The organism is Qipengyuania flava (assembly GCF_019448255.1).
GTDB lineage: Bacteria > Pseudomonadota > Alphaproteobacteria > Sphingomonadales > Sphingomonadaceae > Qipengyuania > Qipengyuania flava_A.
On the sequence record NZ_CP080410.1, the window covers coordinates 2777067 to 2794719 of the forward strand.

12 protein-coding genes are annotated in these 17653 nt (G+C 65.1%); 7 read left to right on the plus strand and 5 right to left on the minus strand.

Annotated features, from left to right (window positions below):
- Together KUV82_RS13775 and KUV82_RS13780 are read left to right on the plus strand one after the other, a co-directional pair.
- A complete protein-coding gene (locus KUV82_RS13775; RefSeq protein WP_219954808.1) occupies positions 1–816 on the plus strand; it encodes an aspartyl/asparaginyl beta-hydroxylase domain-containing protein in 816 nt (271 codons plus the stop codon).
- Positions 817–995: 179 nt separating this feature from the next.
- Positions 996–2729 carry a DUF1963 domain-containing protein gene (locus tag KUV82_RS13780; RefSeq protein WP_219954809.1) on the plus strand — a complete coding sequence of 578 codons (1734 nt, stop codon included), beginning with the start codon at positions 996–998 and terminating at the stop codon, positions 2727–2729.
- A gap of 7 nt (positions 2730–2736) precedes the next feature.
- On the opposite strand, the gene KUV82_RS13785 is transcribed toward KUV82_RS13780, so the two are convergent.
- From KUV82_RS13785 to KUV82_RS13795, 3 genes are all read right to left on the minus strand, one after another.
- On the minus strand, positions 2737–4953 hold the full coding sequence (locus tag KUV82_RS13785; RefSeq protein WP_219954810.1) for a DUF305 domain-containing protein: 2217 nt from the start codon (positions 4951–4953) through the stop codon (positions 2737–2739).
- A gap of 93 nt (positions 4954–5046) precedes the next feature.
- Positions 5047–6339: an acyl-CoA dehydrogenase family protein gene (locus KUV82_RS13790; protein WP_219954811.1), complete on the minus strand. Its 1293-nt coding sequence runs from the start codon at positions 6337–6339 to the stop codon at positions 5047–5049.
- Complete coding sequence (locus KUV82_RS13795) at positions 6339–7697, minus strand: phosphotransferase (RefSeq protein WP_309148083.1); 1359 nt, start codon at positions 7695–7697, stop codon at positions 6339–6341. The genes KUV82_RS13790 and KUV82_RS13795 overlap by 1 nt, the downstream gene beginning before the upstream one ends.
- A 95-nt stretch (positions 7698–7792) precedes the next feature.
- Here KUV82_RS13795 and KUV82_RS13800 point away from each other — a divergent pair, with 95 nt between their 5' ends.
- Both KUV82_RS13800 and KUV82_RS13805 read left to right on the plus strand, forming a co-directional pair.
- Positions 7793–8200, plus strand: coding sequence for a baeRF12 domain-containing protein (locus KUV82_RS13800; RefSeq protein ID WP_219954812.1), 408 nt, complete (start codon positions 7793–7795; stop codon positions 8198–8200).
- 139 nt (positions 8201–8339) lie between these two features.
- Entirely contained in the window at positions 8340–9356 is a 1017-nt protein-coding gene (locus tag KUV82_RS13805; protein ID WP_258319771.1) for a serine hydrolase, read from the plus strand.
- A 121-nt stretch (positions 9357–9477) separates the two neighbouring features.
- On the opposite strand, the gene KUV82_RS13810 is transcribed toward KUV82_RS13805, so the two are convergent.
- On the minus strand, positions 9478–9729 hold the full coding sequence (locus KUV82_RS13810) for a hypothetical protein (RefSeq protein ID WP_219954813.1): 252 nt from the start codon (positions 9727–9729) through the stop codon (positions 9478–9480).
- Positions 9730–9978: 249 nt separating this feature from the next.
- On the opposite strand from KUV82_RS13810, the gene polA reads away from it, so the two are divergent.
- Genes polA through KUV82_RS13825 form a run of 3 tightly spaced genes read left to right on the plus strand, consistent with a single transcriptional unit; the run spans position 9979 to position 15217 of the window.
- Positions 9979–12813 (plus strand): DNA polymerase I, encoded by a 2835-nt coding sequence (gene polA, locus KUV82_RS13815; RefSeq protein WP_219954814.1) that lies wholly within the window; start codon positions 9979–9981, stop codon positions 12811–12813.
- Between the two features lie 44 nt (positions 12814–12857).
- Positions 12858–14090, plus strand: coding sequence for a sensor histidine kinase (locus KUV82_RS13820; protein ID WP_219954815.1), 1233 nt, complete (start codon positions 12858–12860; stop codon positions 14088–14090).
- 38 nt (positions 14091–14128) lie between these two features.
- Positions 14129–15217 (plus strand): mechanosensitive ion channel family protein, encoded by a 1089-nt coding sequence (locus tag KUV82_RS13825; protein WP_219954816.1) that lies wholly within the window; start codon positions 14129–14131, stop codon positions 15215–15217.
- 6 nt (positions 15218–15223) lie between these two features.
- Here KUV82_RS13825 and KUV82_RS13830 read toward each other — a convergent pair whose 3' ends face one another.
- Positions 15224–17551 (minus strand): CDC48 family AAA ATPase, encoded by a 2328-nt coding sequence (locus KUV82_RS13830; protein WP_219954817.1) that lies wholly within the window; start codon positions 17549–17551, stop codon positions 15224–15226.
- Between the last annotated feature and the right edge of the window lie 102 nt (positions 17552–17653).

The following is a 17653-nucleotide window of genomic DNA, read 5'->3' on the forward strand; positions in this document are numbered from 1 at the left end:
ATGAGGGACGGGCAAAGCACCCAGCCCCGCCACGCCGGTCGCGAGGACACGCTTGATCCTCAGCAGGGATCGAACAGCAGGACCTCGCCGTCCGAAGCGCGGGAGCGCTACGTCAGGCCGAAGCAATCGGCCCTGATCCGCATGGGCAAGCGCCTGCGCAATCCGGTCAACCGCTGGTTTGCGCGCCAGTCGCTTGTCGGGGACGATCCGATCCTGCCCGCGTCGCACCTACCCTGCCTCACCGACCTAGAGCGCAACTGGCATATCGTGCGCCAGGAGCTGGCGCCGCTGCTGGCAGAGCGCAGCGCCATCCCCGCCTTCGGCAAGCTGTCGCCCGACCATCGCCGCATTGCGAACAGCTCAGCCTGGAAGAGCTTCTTTTTCGAAGGCTACGGCTTCAAGGCGCGCACCAACCGGGCGCGCTGCCCGCAAACGGCCGCCATGCTTGACGAGATACCCGGCCTCGTCGTCGCCTTCTTCTCGATCATGGAGCCCGGCACGCATGTGCCGCGCCACCGCGGGCTGACCAAGGCCTGGCTCAACTGCCACCTCGGCATCGCCGTACCCAAGGGCCCGGGCCGCTGCGAGATGGAGGTCAACGGCGAGCCCGTGCGTTGGCGCGAAGGCGAGTGGATGGTGTTTGACGAAACCAACCCGCACGAGGTCTGGAACGAGACCGAGGAACCGCGCGTCGTGCTGTTCCTGCAAGTCCGCCGGCCGATGCGCTGGCCGGGCCGCATGGCGGCCCGGCTGCTTTACGCGATCATCCGGCGCACCGGTTTCGTGCAGGATGTGAAGAAGGCAATCAAAGCCTAAATCCCACCGCACGCGGGCGTCCACCGCAACCGTGCCAGCATACCGGTTTGCTTGCCTGGCTCGTGCCACAAGGCCACCCGACCGAAGTCATTGGGCCCACCGGAGCAATTCGGCGGGGCTTTTGCTTGTTCTTAAGTCATTCAGACTAGAGCTTTTTATGAAAAGCATGGAGTAATGACGTGGGCTTTCTCGAATTCTTCTACTTGGCTGCGGCGGCGGTATTTGCATTCTTTGGCCTGAGGCGTGCGCGCACGCGACGCGCTCATGCCAGTTCTGCTGCGGCCCGATCGCACACGCAATCGCCGCTCGAAGGGATCTGGCGAAAGGCGACCCGCAACCAGGAAGAGAGCGACTGGCTGCGCCCGGAACCGGCGAAAAGGCAGGAACGGGCCGAAAAGGCCCGACGCCGGAAAGAGCGCAGGGAAGAATTTGAAGCGTGGAAAGCCAAGCGCGCGGCTCCTCCAATCGAGGAAGACACGACCGTGGTCATGCGCAAGCAGGTGCCACCCAAGGACCTTCCGCCACGCTCGTGGGTCGGCGGCCTCCCGATGCTACCCGACGATGTCGAGTGGCCACGAGTAACGAATCCGGAGAAGCCGGGAGACGGCGATATACCGCTGCATTTCATTTGCCAGATCGCCCTGGCAGACCTGCCCACCAACCTGTGGGCCGGCAAGGGTCCTCGAGAGGGCTGGCTGCTCCTTTTTTCGGAGAATAATAGCTCCGAAGGCGTCTATCGCATGATTCATACGCCTGAGCTGGGCAGCCAACGGCAACCGCCCGCCGATATCGGCGTCATCCATGATGGCATGTTTTGCGATGGGACTGCCTGGAAACAGCGCGAAAGCGTATATCCCCGGGTCCCGGTCGATCTGATCAGCATGCCCAACCGCCTCTACGAACGCGATGGCGCTCCTAGCGCGTCGCCCGAGAAGCTCGACCACCTGCTGTATGAAGGGCATGAGATCGGAGAGAACGGACCTTACAGGGGGTTTTCCGTGCCGTTCTCGTGGCGTTGCGTCGCCCTGGCGGTCGACATGGCCCTGGCTGCGATAGATGATGTGGGATCACGGGAGAAAAGCGAAAAACACCGGCAGCAAATGTGCGAAAAACTGCTGATGCCGGGTGCCGTATCCGCGATCGTTCCACGAATGGAAGACCGGCTGGAGAAGGCATATGGCGTCAACGACAATCGTCGGATCGCTGAAGCGGATCCAGCCACGCTGGACGAAAGCCAACTGTCCCGGCGGGCGCACCTCGACGGTTTGAAGGAGGAGATCGAGGCCACCGGCGCGCTGCTGGCTCGCTTCCCCGACGCGGAATCGCTGCTTGCATTTCTCGACAAGGATACGGCGGAGATGTGGCGAGACAGGCTGCGTCCCGGCCTCGTAGCGCTTCGCAAGCTGGCCGATCAGCGCGGGCTGGACACCGCCCTCTCCCAAGAAGAATGGGAAGCGATCAAGGCCGAGCTTGCGACGGCCGACAGACAAATCTGGTCGCTTGCCTGGGGGCGTGCGGGCGCGTCGCTGCCTGTGACGGTCAGGCAGAAGAAGCTGACCGCCATAAGTCTGCTCGAACGCCATCTCGTCACGGCCTGCGCGAACGTTGCAAAGCTCTGTTACTTCGATACCGAGCGCCGGCATCTGGTCCCCGAGGCCGGCCTGGCGGATTTCGAGGCGCACCTGCGAAGCCTCGATCAGAACCGACCGCAGCGCTTGGGGGGCTTTCATGACGGCGTGCAATCGGAAACCGGCCCACATCCCGATCGCAAGATGCTGTTGTTGCAGATGGCCTGCGACTACGTGTTTGAAATGCTATGGGGCGATTGCGGCGCGATCTACGCCTGGATCGATCCGGACGATCTCGACGCAGGTCGGTTCGACCGCGCCGAGATACACCTCGAATGCCACTAGGACCAGGTCAGCCGCCCTTGCGGCTGTCCTCGGCCGCCGCCACCAGTTCGTCGGGCCAGGTGACCTGCGTCTGGGTCTGCGGGTTGAACAGGCCGCCGGCATAGACCGCGCCTTCCGCCGCCGCGATCTCCTCTGGCGTGAGGAACTCGCTCGCCTCCAGCGCGAAGACGTCGATGCCGCGGCTGATCTCGGTCGCGTAGATGCGGCCGTTGTACCAGTAGGCCGACCAATAGCCGCCCGTGATCAGCTGGTCCTCGTCGATCGGGCCACGGTCGAAATAGGCGATCTCGACCGGCTTGCTCGCATCGGTGAAGTCGATCACCGAGATGCCGCCCTGGTACCAGGCCTGGACGAAGATATCGCGTCCCGGAACCGGGATGATCGAACCGTTGTGCGCGACGCAGTTCTCCTTGTCGCCCTGCGGCGCGGGAAGCTTGTAGGTGCCGCGATAGACCAGTTCCTCGCCCACGATGGCGTAGAAGGCGTTGGCTCCCCAGTTCTTGGGGTCGCCCGCCTGGCAACGCGGACGGCCGCCCCCGCCCCATTCGTCAGTGAACAGCACCTTGGTGCCGTCGTTGTTGAAGGTCGCCGAGTGCCAGTAGGCAAAGCCCGCATCGGTCACATCGTCGATCCGCACCGGCTTCAGCGGGTCGGAAATGTCGAGGATGATGCCGTTGCCCGAGCACGCGCCCGCCGCGAGGTTCTTGGCAGGGAAGACGGTGATGTCGTGGCACATGTCGGTGCGGAAGGTGTCCTGCGTCCCTTCGCCGTGGTCGCCCCCGCGCCACAGGCCGGCGATCTCGCCATCCTTGGCAAACACGCGCGGCCGGTCGACGATGCGCGATTTGGAGGGGTCGGCCACCGGCACTTCGATGACGTCGATGCTGAACAGCGCGGTGTTGTCGCCGCCCAGTTCGTAGCAGCCTTCAAGCTCTTCCTCGTCGCGCACGTAACTGGTGCCCGAGTTGTAGACGATCAGCCGCTCGTCATCCGCCTGGACGATGGAGTGCGTGTGGCTGCCACGGCAGGTCTGGACGAGCCCGACCTGGCGCGGGCGGGTGATGTCGGAAATGTCGAAGATGCGGATGCCGCGGAAGCGCTCGTCGCTGACGCGGTCATCGACGCCCTGGAGGCCGCAATCGACCCGCGCGCGGCGGTCCTGCACGCTCATCACGAGCAGGTCGCCCGCGATCGAGACGTCGCCCTGCCCGCCCGGGCACACGACCGAGCTGACGAGCTGCGGGACGCCATCCTCGCCGAGGCGATAGGCGTTGAAGCCGTGGTAGCTGCCCGCCACCATCATGTCGCCCGAGAAGGCCATGTCGGTGAAGGCGAAGTCGAGCAGCGAACCGCGCTCGCCGAACTGGGGCTTGTCTTCATCCTCGCCCTCTTCCGCCTCCTCGCGAGGCGACTTGTCGGCTGCATCCTGTTCGGTTTCCTCGTCTTCGTCCTTCGGCTTTACCGGCTGGAGCTGCGCCGGGTTCTCGGGATCGAAGAAGCCGGCGGGCTTCTCCAGCACCGCCACCTTGCGCAGGTTGAGGATCGCTTCCTCGGCATCGCGGAAGCCTGCGGCCAGCGTCGCGCGCGGATCGCTGGAGAGGGTGGCGAGAACGCCGTTCATCCGGTCGATCTCGGCCTGCTGGTCGGTCACCACCTCATTGGTGAATTCGTACATCACCGGATCGTAGGCGCTGCCCGAGGTCTGGTGCAGTTCCTCCACCATGGTCAGCGCGCCGCGGTGGTGTTCGACCATCAGCTGCAGGAACAGCCGATCGAAAGCGGTGCCATTGGCTTCGGCCAGCTCGCGCATCTGCTCGGGGCTCGCCATGCCCTTCATGGTGTGGTGGTGATGCGCGTGGCCCATGCCCTGCATCGCGGTTTCGAGATTGCGATCGCTGAGCCAGGTCCGCATGAAGTCCATCTCGTCCTTCTGCCCGGCCTCGATGCGGTCGGCGGTCTTGAGGATGGCTTCGTTGTTGGTCCGGTCCTTGACCAGCTGGGCCATGTCGACGGCCTGCTGGTGGTGGACGATCATCCCCTGCATGAAGGTGACGTCGGCGGGCGAGAAGCGCGTATCGGCGAGCTTGATCGCCTCCTCCGCATCGATCACGCGCGGCGTTTCCCCCGGTGCGCCAGGCAGCACGATCGGCACGGTCTGCGCCATGGCGGCGGTGGAGGTAGAAAGCAGCAGGCCTGCACCCAGCAGGCGAAGCGTAGTGGTCATGAGATCAGTCCCCGAAGTTTCCTCGGCGCGCATGAGGCCTTGCCGCCCCCGGGCGGTCAAGCGCAAAATCTACGAACCGCCCACGGGCGCGGGTCAGGAACGCGCGAACTTGCCCCGACGCGGCCCGAGATAGCCGAAGAGGTAGGCGCCCACCTTGCGCATCTGGATTTCCTCCGCCCCTTCGGTGATCCGGTAGCGGCGGTGGTGGCGGTAAATGTGCTCGAAGGGCTTGTGGCGCGAATAGCCGATCCCGCCATGCGTCTGCATCGCCCGGTCGGCCGCTTCGCAGACCAGCCGGTTCGCCCAGTAATTGCACATCGAAACCTTGTCGGAGATCGTCTTCTCGATCTCCTCGTGCGGCATGTTGTCCATTTCCCACGCGGTCTTGTAGATCAGCAGGCGCAGCATCTCGCACTGGGTGGCAAGCTCCACCAGCGGGAACTGGATCGCCTGGTTGCGCGCCAGCTCCTGCCCGAACGGCTTGCGCTCGCGCGCGTATCGCACGCTCTCTTCCACGCAGTATTGCGCCGCGCCGAGCGAGGAGGCGGCCTGGCGGATGCGGTTCTGGTGAACGAAGCTCTGCGCGAGCGCGAGGCCGCGGCCCTCGACGCCCAGGATCGCGCTGTCGGGCACCCAGACATTGTTGACCGACAGGCGCGGGTGATCGGTGGGCATGTTGAAGGTCCACATCCACTCCTCGATCTCCAGGCCGGGAGTGGGATTGGGCACGAGGAAGCAGGTGATCCCGCTCGCATCGCCGTTCTCGCCGCTGGTGCGGGCGAACATGGCGCAGTGTGTGGCGACATGCATGCCGGTGATCCACATCTTCTCGCCATCGATCCGCCAGCCCTCGACCCCATCGCGCGTCTCGCGCACGGCCTTGGTCTCCATCCAGGTGGCGTCCGAGCCGTGGTCGGGTTCGGTCAGGCCGAAGGCAACGCGGCGGGTGCCCTCGAAGCCGCCGGTGATGAATTCCTCCTTCTGCTCCTCGGTCCCGAAGGTCTCGAACATGGCGACGAAGGGGAAGTTGCCAACGATCGAATGCTCGTTCTGGAGATCGTTGTGGAGACCAAGCCCGCGCTGGGCGAAGCGATCGCGGATGACGGCCATCCAGAGGTTCGACCCGTCCTTGCCGCCGTATTTCTTGGGCGCAGAGAAGCGCCAGTGGCCCGCCTCGTCGGCCGCCTTGCGCGCCTGGCGCAGCAGGTCTTCCCAGTCGTGATTGGGCAGGCCGCCGCGCTCCCAATCGGTGCGCGCATCCTCGCGGCGGTGGTCGAAGAAGCGGATGTTGTCGTCTTTCGCGACCAGCGGCTCGATGGTGTTTTCGATGAAGGCGACCAGCTCGGCGTAATAGTCCTCAAGCTCCTGCGGTACGGCGAAATCCATCAGTCCTCTCCTGTCCATTTGGCGCGCGCGAGGGCGAGCATGGGGTATTTGGGCACGTCGGCGCCGAGCTTGTCGAGCGCGTTGCGGCGAAGCATGGCGAGCAGGCCCGGCGTTGCCAGCGATCGTTCGCCGTCGAGCAGTTCCTGCGCGAGCAGTTCGTCGTCGAACTCGACCTCTACGGCATCGCCGCGCGCGATCATGCCAAGCGCATTGCGGGCGACCGCCAGCTGGAAACGGTCGTGGCCTTCCATCCGGTCCTTCACCGTGGCGAGCCATTCGGAAATCGCAGTCGCGATCTCGCCCACGCTCGCCTCGCCCATGGGTTCGAGCTTTTCCTCTGCCCGCGGGACGGGCCGCGCCTGCTCTTCCTCCGGCGCGTCCTCTTCGAGCAGGAGCAGCAGGTCGAGTTCCTGCTCGCTCGTCCGGCGCGAGATCACGACGCGTTCGAGCATCCGGTCATCACCGCTGCGCCAGAAACTCGCCATGCGGATGCAGCCAAGCGCCCACCAGACGGTGCGGTAGACCAGCCAGAAACGGAAGCGCCCGGCATCGACCTTCGCGCCGCTTTCTGCCTCGTATGCATCGACATAGTCCTGCAGCGACCCGAGCCCAAGCGCGGGCCGGTCCACCCGCGCAAAGCGCCAGACCGCCATGCAGCCGAAGGCGAGATCTTCGTGCCGGTCACCGAAATGCGCCAGCTCCCAATCGAGCACGCCGGTGAGCCGCGAATCCTCGGCGAGCAGATTGCCGAGCCGATAGTCACCATGATTGAGCACCGGATCGACCCGGTCGGGCAGGTTCGCGCGCAGCCAGTTGAGGCCGAGCGCAATGATCGGGCGATCCGCCCCCGCTTCCTCGAATTGCTGCGCCAGCCCCTCGACCGCTTCGGCGTAATCCATTTCCGGGACATCATCGGGCAGCGCCGCCCGCGGCAGACCGTGGATACGCGCAATGTCGCGGGCGACATCGCGCAGGATCGCCGCAGGGTCGTCCATCTGGAGGATGACGCGCGGGTCCGGGGTGCCGGGAAGCGCGCGCATGACAAAGCCGCTGCCGATCCCGTCTTCAGGCTCGAGCTCCACGATGACCTCGGGCGCGGTCACCTCGGCTTCGTGCGCGGCCCGGATGATGGCCGCTTCGCTGTCGTGCCCGAAGGGGCGCCCTTCCATAAAGGACAGGCTCGGCGCGCGGCGCAGGACGTATTCCGACCCGTCGCTCGCGAACATCCAGCTTTCCATGGTTGCGCCGCCAGTCAGGCGCCTCAACCCAACGGGTGCGCCAAGGCCCGCGCGCGCAAGCGCCGTGGCCAATCCCTGCTCCAGCGCCTCGGCGCTTTGGTTCTCTCCCATACGGTTCATGTGTGCAGGGAAACGGCCCGTCGCTCAAGCCCGGACCTCTCCCGTGTTTCGTCCGTTGGTTGGGTAACACATTCAGATCAAATCAGGAGAGACCTATGCGCCTTCCCAAAAACGCCCATGTGGCACTCGTCGATGGCTCCAGTTTCACTATCATGCGCAATGCGGGCGCGCCGCTCGAGCCGAAGCTGAGCGATGCCCAAAAACCGGACCTTTCCGCGACGAACTTCAGCGCCGGGGTGAAACACCAGGACGACATCGGCCAGAAGCACGGACGCACCGACCTCAACGAGCTGGCCCATGGCGCCGCCGCGGCCGAATGGCTCAACGCCAAGTCGATCTCGGGCGAAATTACCGATGTGCTGGTGATTGCCGATCCCAAGACCCTCGGCGAGATGCGGCGGCACTATCACGGCGAGCTGGAGAAGCGGCTCGTTGGCGAAATCGACAAGACGCTGACCGGGGAGCCGACCGACCGGATCGAACAGGCCATCGCGTCGGCGTAACGCCTGGGCGCCTTCTTTTGTAACAAAGCGGCACAATAGACCGTCTCGCCAGCAACACTTTTCGTCGCTTGGGCCTTGCACCGGCAATCCTGTTGGGCATTAAGCTTTGCCTAACCATGGAGGGTGTAGAAGGGTCGCTATGGCATTGCGTAACGTGAGCAAGTGGCTGGCCGCAGGGGCGATGGCGATCGCCTCCCCTGCGCTGGCACAGGATAACGGTTTCGAAGCGCTTTTCGACGAAGCGCTCGGCACCGAAGTTCGCGCCCCGCAGACTCTCGAAGCCGTCTACGAAACCCCGCTCGAGCGGCAAGTCGCCGCCCTTGCGGAAGGCTCCAACGGACGCATCGGGGTGTATGCGATTGACCTCGCCTCGGGCCGCGAAGTCGGCGTGCTTGCCGACCAGCGCTTCCCCATGGCCAGCACCAGCAAGGTGGCGATTGCCGCGGTCTACCTCGCCGGGGTCGACGCCGGTAAGTGGAGCCTGACGAGCGAGTTTCGTCTGCCCCGTCCGGGCGGCGCCTATCTGCCCGCGCATCGGCATCTCAGCCTGATGATCAGCAAGAGCTGCAACGATTGTACCGACGCCCTGCTCGCAGCGGTCGGCGGACCGCGTGTGGTCAACAAGTGGATGAAGGATGCCGGGATCGAAGGGTTCCAGCTCAACCGCACCATCCGAACGCTGATTCGCGAAGACGGCCGCATCGACCCGGCCTGGAGCGTCGATCCCAAGGACAGCGCCACCCCGCGCGCCATGGGCCAGCTGCTCGCAGGAATCTATCAGGGCAAATGGCTCAGCCCGCATTCGCGCCGCGTCCTGCTCGACGCGATGGAGGAAACCACGACGGGCAAGAAGCGCATGCGTTCCGCCCTTCCGATGAGCGCGCAGCTCGCCAACAAGACCGGTACGCTGAGCCGCACGGCCAGCGACATCGGTATCTTCCACACGGCCGATGGCCGCGCGATCGCCGCGGCGATCTATGTGACCGGGCAGAGCCCTTCGATGGCGGTCGAAAACGGCAGCCGCGCCCGCAAGCTTGAAGCGCGCGCCAATCGCGATGCCCGCATCTCCAGCATTACCTCTGCGCTCTATTACGGCTTCGATCGCCTCGATGACGATGGCCGGAATTGGGCTGCTGCGGATTACGGCGGCGAGTAACAGCTGTCGGCCGGCGCCAAGGCCGGTCCCGCACGCCGATTTCAGGCAAAAGAAAAGGGCGGCGCCGGAAGGCACCGCCCTTTCTTTTCGTGAACGCTAACCGTTCGCGAAGCGTGCGCGATTACTCGGCAGCAGCTTCTTCTTCGGTTTCGCCTTCGACGGCTGCTTCGACTTCAGCAGCAGCTTCGTCGGCTTCAGCAGCAACTTCTTCAGCACCAGCTTCCATGGCGTCGCCAGCGGCTTCCATGTTTGCTTCTGCGTCGGCAGCAACGCTGTCGGCGGTTGCTTCAGCAGCGTCTTCGGTTGCTTCCGAGCAAGCAGCGAGGGTCAGGGCAGCGGCCGAAGCGGCAGCAACAAGAGCGATCTTACGCATAGGTTCAAATCCTTAAACAGCGAGTTTTGGATGCGGTTCGAAGGCGAGTGGCCCCCTCTCCACGCGAGTCTCAATTGAGGCCTCACAGTGTCTAAATAATGGCCGAATTGGGGCGTAGCAAGCGGATTCACCGCAATCCCGCCACATTTCCGCCTTATTTCCGACAAAATTGGCGGATTCCCGCGAGTTGTGGAGCGGCGGAAAAATGACGCTCCCCTTCCCGGCAACCGGTTGCTAAGCCGCCTTACCATGGGTGAAACACCGCATCTCTACCTCGTCGACGGCTCGGCCTACATCTTTCGCGCCTATCACCGGCTGCCCCCGCTGACCGACCCCGAAGGCACGCCGGTGGGCGCCGTCTACGGCTACACCACCATGCTGTGGAAGCTGGCCGACGATCTCGACAAGGCTGATGGCCCGACGCACCTGGCGGTGGTCCTCGACAAGTCGAGCAAGAGCTTCCGCAACGAGATCTACGACCAGTACAAGGCGAACCGCCCCCCTCCGCCCGAGGACCTGGTGCCGCAATTCCCGCTGATCCGCGACGCGACCCGCGCCTTCAGCCTGCCGCTGGTGGAAGAACCCGATGTCGAGGCGGACGACATGATCGCCTCCTACGCCCGCGCCGCGCAGGATGCGGGCTGGAACGTCACCATTGTCTCCTCCGACAAGGACCTGATGCAGCTCGTCGGCGAGAAGGACGGCGCGCGCATCGACATGCTCGACACGATGAAGAACGCGCGTATCTATATCGAGGAAGTCGAAGAGAAGTTCGGCGTGCGCCCCGAACTGGTGGGCGACGTGCTCGCGCTAATGGGCGATTCGGTCGACAACATTCCCGGTATCTTCGGGGTCGGCCCGAAGACCGCGAGCAAGCTGATTGCCGAGCATGGCGATCTCACCGCCGCGCTCGATGCGGCGGAAGGGATGAAGAAGTCCAAGCTCAAGGAACGCCTGCTCGAGCACCGCGCGGACGCAGAGCTCAGCCGCGTGCTGGTGACGCTCAAAGAGGATTGCGCCCTGCCCATCGCGCTCGACGACATGAAGCTCGACGGCGTGCCCGACGAGCCGCTGGCCGAATTCCTCGCCAAGCATGGCTTTGCGAGCCTGCTGAAACGCCTCGATGCGGGAAGCGGCAGCCCGTCGCGGGCCACCGATCTCAACCCGGCCAAGCAGGACACCGCCGGTGCACCCGCGAGCCCGGAAGGCAACCGCCAGCCGCTGCCGGATTACCCCGCGATTGATCGTTCGGCCTATGAATGCGTCCAGACGATGGAGCGGCTCGAACACTGGATCGAGCGGGCCCACGCCGCACGCCTCGTCGCGGTCGATACCGAAACCAACAGCCTCGATGCCATCCGCGCGGACCTTGCTGGCATCAGTCTGGCGCTGGGCGCGAACGATGCCTGCTACATTCCGCTGGGCCATGGCGGCACCGACATGTTCGCCGAGAAGCCCGAGCAGGTCGATAAGACCGCTGCGCTGGAAGCCCTGAAGCCGCTGCTGGCGAGCGATGCGGTGCTCAAGGTCTTTCACAACGGCAAATACGACCTGAACGTCCTCGCTCGCAACGGCGTGCCGGTCGCCCCGATCGAGGACACGATGATCATCAGCTTCGATCTCGATGCGGGCCGCCAGCTCGACGGGATCGGCGGCGGGCACGGAATGGACGAACTGGCCAACCGCCACCTTGGCCACACCTGCCTGACCTTCAAGGAGGTCTGCGGCACGGGCAAGAAGGCGATTCCCTTCGGCGAAGTCCCGCTCGACAAGGCAACCGAATACGCCGCCGAGGATGCCGACGTGACCTGGCGGCTCTACAAGCTTCTCAAGCCCCGACTTGCCACCGAAGGCGGCACGAAGGTCTACGAGCGGGTCGATCGCCCGCTGGTGCCGGTCGTCGCGCAGATGGAGCGGCACGGCATCAAGGTCGACCGCACACGGCTTGCCAAGCTGAGCGAGGAATTCGCCACCGAAACCGCGCGGCTGGAGAAGGAAATCCACGGCATCGCGGGGACCGAGTTCACCGTCGGCAGCCCCAAGCAGCTGGGCGAAGTGCTGTTCGATACGCTCGGCTACAAGGGCGGCAAGAAGGGCAAGAGCGGCCAGTATTCGACCGACCAGAGCGTGCTCGAACGCTTGTCGGGCGAAGGCGCGGAGATTGCCGACAAGGTGCTCGAGTGGCGCCAGCTGGCCAAGCTCAAGAGCACCTATACCGACGCGCTGCAGGAAGCGATCAACCCGGAGACAGGGCGCGTGCACACCAGCTACAGCCTGGTGGGCGCGCAGACCGGGCGCCTGTCCTCGACCGATCCGAACCTGCAGAACATCCCGATCCGCACCGAGATCGGCCGCCAGATCCGCGAGGCTTTCGTGGCCGAGGAGGGCAATGTCCTGCTCGCCGCCGACTATTCGCAGATCGAGTTGCGGCTAGCGGCGCATATGGCCAACGTCCCCAGCCTCAAGGAGGCCTTCGCCAACGGCGAGGACATTCACGCGCGCACCGCGACAGAGATGTTCGGCGAGGTCAATCGTGACACCCGCGGCCGTGCGAAGACGATCAACTTCGCAATCCTCTACGGCATCTCGCGCTGGGGGCTGGCCGGCCGCCTGGGCGTCGAGCCCGACGAAGCGCAGGCGATGATCGACACCTACTTCCAGCGCTTCCCCGGCATCCAGCGCTACATCATGGAAACGCTCGAAACCGTGCGCGAGCAGGGCTATTCGGAAACGCTCTTCGGCCGCAAGACGTGGTTCCCGCGCATATCCTCCAAGAACCAGGCCGAGCGCCAGGGCAGCGAACGCGCCGCGATCAACGCGCCGATCCAGGGCACCAGCGCCGACATCATCAAACGCGCCATGGTGCGCATGATGCCGGCCCTTGAAGAGGCTGGCCTCGGCCATGTCCGCATGCTGCTGCAGGTGCACGACGAACTCGTCTTCGAACTGCCCGAAAGCGATGTCGAGGCGGCGAGCGAGGTGATCGAGCGGGTCATGGCCGGCGCGGCCGAGCCCTCGGTAACGCTCGATGTCCCGCTCGGCGTAGAGATCGGGACGGGCCTTAGCTGGGGAGCAGCGCACTGAGCGAGATCGACCACCTCGTTGCGCGGACCCGCAACCCGCGCTGGATGAACGTGGCGCTGCTGTCGGTGATCGCCGCGGCCATGTTCGCCACGCTGTTCTTTGCCTATCAGACGGTGGAGGCCGAGCGTGCCCAGCGCGTGCAGGTGGCCAAGACCAACGAGATCCTCCTCGAGCTTCGCCGCATCAACCGCGCGGCGTTGAACGGAGAGACGGGCCAGCGCGGCTATCTGATCACGCTCGACCGCCGTTACCTTGCGCCCTACCAGATCGGACGCGAGCAGATCGGCCCCTCGCTCGACCGGATCCGCGCGCTCATTGGCGACAACGCGACGCCCCGCCAGACCGAGCTGATCGACCAGATCGATGCGCTCGCCCGGGCCAAGTTCGACGAGATGGCGGCCAGCGTGGAACTGCTGGAGAACGGCCGCCTGCTCGACGCGCGCCGCGCCGTGCTGACCGACGAGGGAGTCGAGACGATGGAGCGCCTCGGCCGCGCCATTGCGGAGATGGAGGATATCGAGAACGAGATCCTCGCAGAGCGGACCGCCGAGGCTGCGCGTAGCGAAGCGCGGGTCCTGCCGCTGCTCGGCGCCCTGTTTGTCCTGCTGATCCTCGCCATGATCGGCGGCACGCGCCTTGTGGGCCGGACCGCTCGGGCCGAGGCCGAAGCCGCGCAGGCCGCGGTTGTCAGCGAAGCGCGCGACCGCGCCGACCTCCTTGCACGCGAGCTCAACCACCGGGTGAAGAACCTCTTCGCGGTGATCCTTGCGATCGTCCAGATGAGCGCGCGCGACAAGCCGGAGGCAAAGGAGGTGACCGAAAGCATCTCCCAGCGCATCCGCGCGCTGCTCACCGCGCACGAGGTCAGCCAGGGCGAACTCGACCGCCCCGTCGCCTCGCTCCGCTCGCTCGTCGAAACCTCGCTCGCACCCTACCGCTCGAGCAAGCATCCCGCCGAGATCGAAGGGCCCGACATCATGTTGCCGGCCAAACGCGTCACCCCGCTGGGCCTCGTATTGCACGAGCTGACCACCAATGCGGTGAAATATGGCGCGTGGAAGAACGAAGGCACGGTCCATGTCAGTTGGACCGAGAAGGACGGCATGGTCACGCTGGTCTGGCGCGAAAGCGGGGCCGAGCTTGGCGAAATTCCCGAGCGCAAGGGCTTCGGCAGCATGCTCATGACCAGCGCCTCGCGCCAGTTCGGCGGCACGCTGGAGCGCAGCTTTACCGAAGACGGGCTGCGCGTTTCGATCGAGTTGCCGTCAGGCGACTAGGCTTGCGTTTGAACCGGCAGGTCCATACCTCGGCGCGCATGCAAGAATTCCTCGATCCGCAGAACTGGCTCATCACGACGGAAACGGTTATCCTGACAGCGCTCGGACTGGTCATCCCCGTCCTCATCGCGCTGGCGGTGCACTGGTTCCTGTTCAAGATCCTCAAGAAGATCGTCTCGGCGACCCCTTACCTCCTCGACGATGCGATCGTCGAACGCATGTATCGCCCCATGCGCTGGGCCATGGCGGGCTTCGCCCTGTCGATCGCCGCGCATGCCGACGCGCTGGTGGGTGCGGGTTGGGACGAGGCGGCCAAATGGCTGACCCCGGTCCTGCTGGGATGGGTTGCCTATTCGCTGATCGGGGCGATCGCGAAGGGGCTGGAAGACGATGTCGAGAGCCGGATCGATGCCGTCGCGGCGCGGTCCTACAGCACGCGCATCTCGATCCTAACCCGGACGGCGAAGGTCGCGGTGATCATCATCACCATTGCCCTCGTCATGCTCAACGTGCCCGGCGTGCGCGATATCGGCGTGACCATGATGGCTTCGGCCGGCCTCGCCGCGCTGGCCGTCGGCGCCGCCGCGCAGCCGGCACTGAAATCGCTTATCGCTGGTCTGCAGATGGCCATCACCCAACCGCTTAGGATCGGCGACCTCGTGCTGGTCGACGGACAGGCGGGCCGCGTGGAGGAAATCCGCATGAGCTTCGTCACCGTGCGCACCTGGGACGAGCGCGTGCTCGTGGTGCCCACCAGCCGCTTCCTCGATGAAAGCTTCGAGAACTGGTCGCGGGTCAACGAGCAGCTGACCGGCCCGGTCATGCTCCACCTCGACCCGATTGCCGACATTCCGCCGATCCGCGCCGAGTTCGAACGCTTCGTGAAAGCGCATCCGCTGTTCGATGGGCGCAATCTCGCCCTGCTGATGACCGATGCCTATCCCGAGAGCGTGGCGCTGCGCCTCTCCATGAGCGCTGAGACGATCGGCGACCTGTGGACCCTGCGCTGCGAAACGCGCGAGCACATGCTGGGCTGGATTCGCGAAAACCAGGAAGAGGCGCTGATCCGCCACCGGCTGGAAGTGCCGGGCGGCCACGAAAAGGCCGAAGAGCCCGGCGCTCCCTAGCCCGGCCTAGCCCGTGGTTTCGGGCCCGTGCTTCTCGTCGCGGGTGCTTTCGACCATGCCGTCGTAAAGGAAGCCGATCGGGCGCACTTCGGCGGCCCGCTTCTTCAGCTCGCCGCGCATCTTCTTGTACTCCGCCTCCATCTTGGAAGTGACGGTCGCACGGCTGTCCTCAAGGGCTTCGGCAAAGTCTTCGGCGGTCACTTCCTGCACGTCCCCGCCCGCGCGGTGGAGCGCATTGAGGCCGGCGCGGCGAACCACGTCTTCAAGGTCGGCACCGGTGAAGCGAGCAGTCTTGCCCGCCACATCGGCGAGGTCGACGTCCTTTGCGAGCGGCATGTCCTTGGTGTGGATGCCCAGGATCTGCTCGCGGCCCGGTTTGTCGGGCGTGCCCACATAGACCAGCTCGTCGAAGCGGCCCGGACGCAGCAGCGCGGGATCGACCAGGGTCGGACGATTGGTCGCGCCGATGACGACGACCGACTGCAGTTCTTCCAGGCCGTCCATTTCGGCAAGGATCGTGTTGACCACGCGGCCAGTGACCTGCGGTTCGCCCTGCCCGCTGCCGCGGGCCGGGACGAGGCTGTCGATCTCGTCGATGAAGATAACGCAGGGCGCCACGGCGCGTGCGCGCTTGAACATACGCGCGATCTGCTGCTCGCTTTCGCCATACCATTTTGACAGGAGATCCGAGCTCTTCATCGAGATGAAATTGGCCTTGGCCTCCTTGGCGACCGCCTTGGCCAGTAGCGTCTTGCCGGTGCCCGGCGGACCATAAAGCAGGAAGCCCTTGGCCGGCCGGATGCCGAGACGATGGAACGCCTCGGGGTTCTTCATCGGCAACTCGATGCCTTCCTTCAGCTTCTCGATCGAGTCGCCGACCCCGCCGATATCGGACCAGCCGACATTGGGCATCTGCACCATGACTTCGCGCATGGCTGAAGGCTGGATGCGCTTCAGCGCAGAGAGGAAGTCCTCACGCGTCACGCACAGCTCGTCGAGCACTTCGGGCGGAATGGTGCGCTCGTCGAGATCAATCTTGGGCATGATCCGGCGCACGGCGTCGATGGCCGCCTCGCGGCACAGCGCGGCAATGTCCGCGCCGACGAAGCCGTAGGTCGCCTTGGCCAGCTCTGTCAGGTCGACCCGGTCGCCCAGCGGCATGCCGCGCGTGTGGATGCCGAGAATTTCGCGGCGCCCGCTTTCATCGGGCACGCCGATCACGATCTCGCGGTCGAAGCGGCCGGGGCGGCGCAGCGCTTCGTCGATGGCGTCGGGGCGGTTGGTCGCCGCGATCACCACGAGGTTCGAACGCGCCTCCAGCCCGTCCATCAGCGTGAGAAGCTGGGCGACGAGGCGCTTTTCCGCTTCGCCGGGCACGCGGTCGCGTTTGGGGGCGATGGAATCGATCTCGTCGATGAAGATAATGGCGGGCGACGACTTGCTCGCCTGCTCGAACACTTCGCGCAGCGCCTTCTCGCTCTCGCCATAGCCCGAGCCCATGATCTCCGGCCCGTTGATGGTGAAGAAGTTGGCATCGCTTTCGTTCGCGACAGCCTGCGCCAGGCGGGTCTTGCCGGTGCCTGGCGGGCCGTGAAGCAGCACGCCCTTGGGCGGATCGACACCAAGGCGCGTGAAGAGTTCAGGGTAGCGCAGCGGCAGCTCGACCATTTCGCGCAGGGCCTGGATTGTATCGCCCATGCCGCCGACATCGTCGTAGTTCACGACCGCGCGCGCATCGCGCGGTTCTTCGAATTCGGCGCGCAGCTCGACCTCGGTGTTCTCATCGATATGGACGATGCCCTTGGGGCTGGTCGACACGACGCTGAGGCGGATCTGGGTGAGCGCATAGGCGGGCGCGTTGAACATGCGGCGCACTTCGGGCGGCATGTTCTGCACCGGCTGCTGGCCGGTGGTGGCGACAAGGTCACCGGCGACCAGCGGCTTGCCAAAGAAATTGCGCTTCAGCGCCTGCGCCGGGCCCTGCAGGCGCATCTCGCGCTGGGCGGGCGCGAACACGACACGGGTCGCCGGGCGCGATTCGGCGAGAGCCACTTTCACATGCTCGCCCGAGCCCACTTCCGCATTGCCGCGCTGCAGGCCGTCCAGGCGGATCACGTCGAGGCTCTGGTCCTCGTCATAGGCCGGCATGGCCACCGCGGCGGTTGCGCGCTTACCGGTGATTTCGACGATGTCGCCTTCGGTAATGCCCAGCGTCTGGAAGGCCGAGCGCGGCATGCGGGCGATGCCCTGCCCGCTTTCCTCCTGCCGCGCGGCTGCGACCTGCAACCGTACCGTCTTGTCCTCTACCGCGCTTGCAGCGTCCGCATCGGCCATAGAATTGGGGCTCCCGTTCTCAACTAGCGTCTACCCGACCAACGTGGGGACGGGCCTATGTCGATGCAATGAACGAGGGAAGGGAACGGGTCCGCTCAAGAC

Bases quoted from the DNA above. Each gene is read 5' to 3' on its own strand.
- KUV82_RS13825 (WP_219954816.1), top strand. From the start codon at position 14,129: ATGCAAGAATTCCTCGATCCGCAGAACTGGCTCATCACGACGGAAACG.
- KUV82_RS13805 (WP_258319771.1), top strand. From the start codon at position 8,340: ATGGCATTGCGTAACGTGAGCAAGTGGCTGGCCGCAGGGGCGATGGCG.
- KUV82_RS13800 (WP_219954812.1), top strand. From the start codon at position 7,793: ATGCGCCTTCCCAAAAACGCCCATGTGGCACTCGTCGATGGCTCCAGT.
- polA (WP_219954814.1), top strand. From the start codon at position 9,979: ATGGGTGAAACACCGCATCTCTACCTCGTCGACGGCTCGGCCTACATC.
- KUV82_RS13820 (WP_219954815.1), top strand. From the start codon at position 12,858: ATGAACGTGGCGCTGCTGTCGGTGATCGCCGCGGCCATGTTCGCCACG.
- KUV82_RS13830 (WP_219954817.1), bottom strand. From the start codon at position 17,551: ATGGCCGATGCGGACGCTGCAAGCGCGGTAGAGGACAAGACGGTACGG.
- KUV82_RS13785 (WP_219954810.1), bottom strand. From the start codon at position 4,953: ATGACCACTACGCTTCGCCTGCTGGGTGCAGGCCTGCTGCTTTCTACC.
- KUV82_RS13775 (WP_219954808.1), top strand. From the start codon at position 1: ATGAGGGACGGGCAAAGCACCCAGCCCCGCCACGCCGGTCGCGAGGAC.
- KUV82_RS13810 (WP_219954813.1), bottom strand. From the start codon at position 9,729: ATGCGTAAGATCGCTCTTGTTGCTGCCGCTTCGGCCGCTGCCCTGACC.
- KUV82_RS13795 (WP_309148083.1), bottom strand. From the start codon at position 7,697: ATGAACCGTATGGGAGAGAACCAAAGCGCCGAGGCGCTGGAGCAGGGA.
- KUV82_RS13790 (WP_219954811.1), bottom strand. From the start codon at position 6,339: ATGGATTTCGCCGTACCGCAGGAGCTTGAGGACTATTACGCCGAGCTG.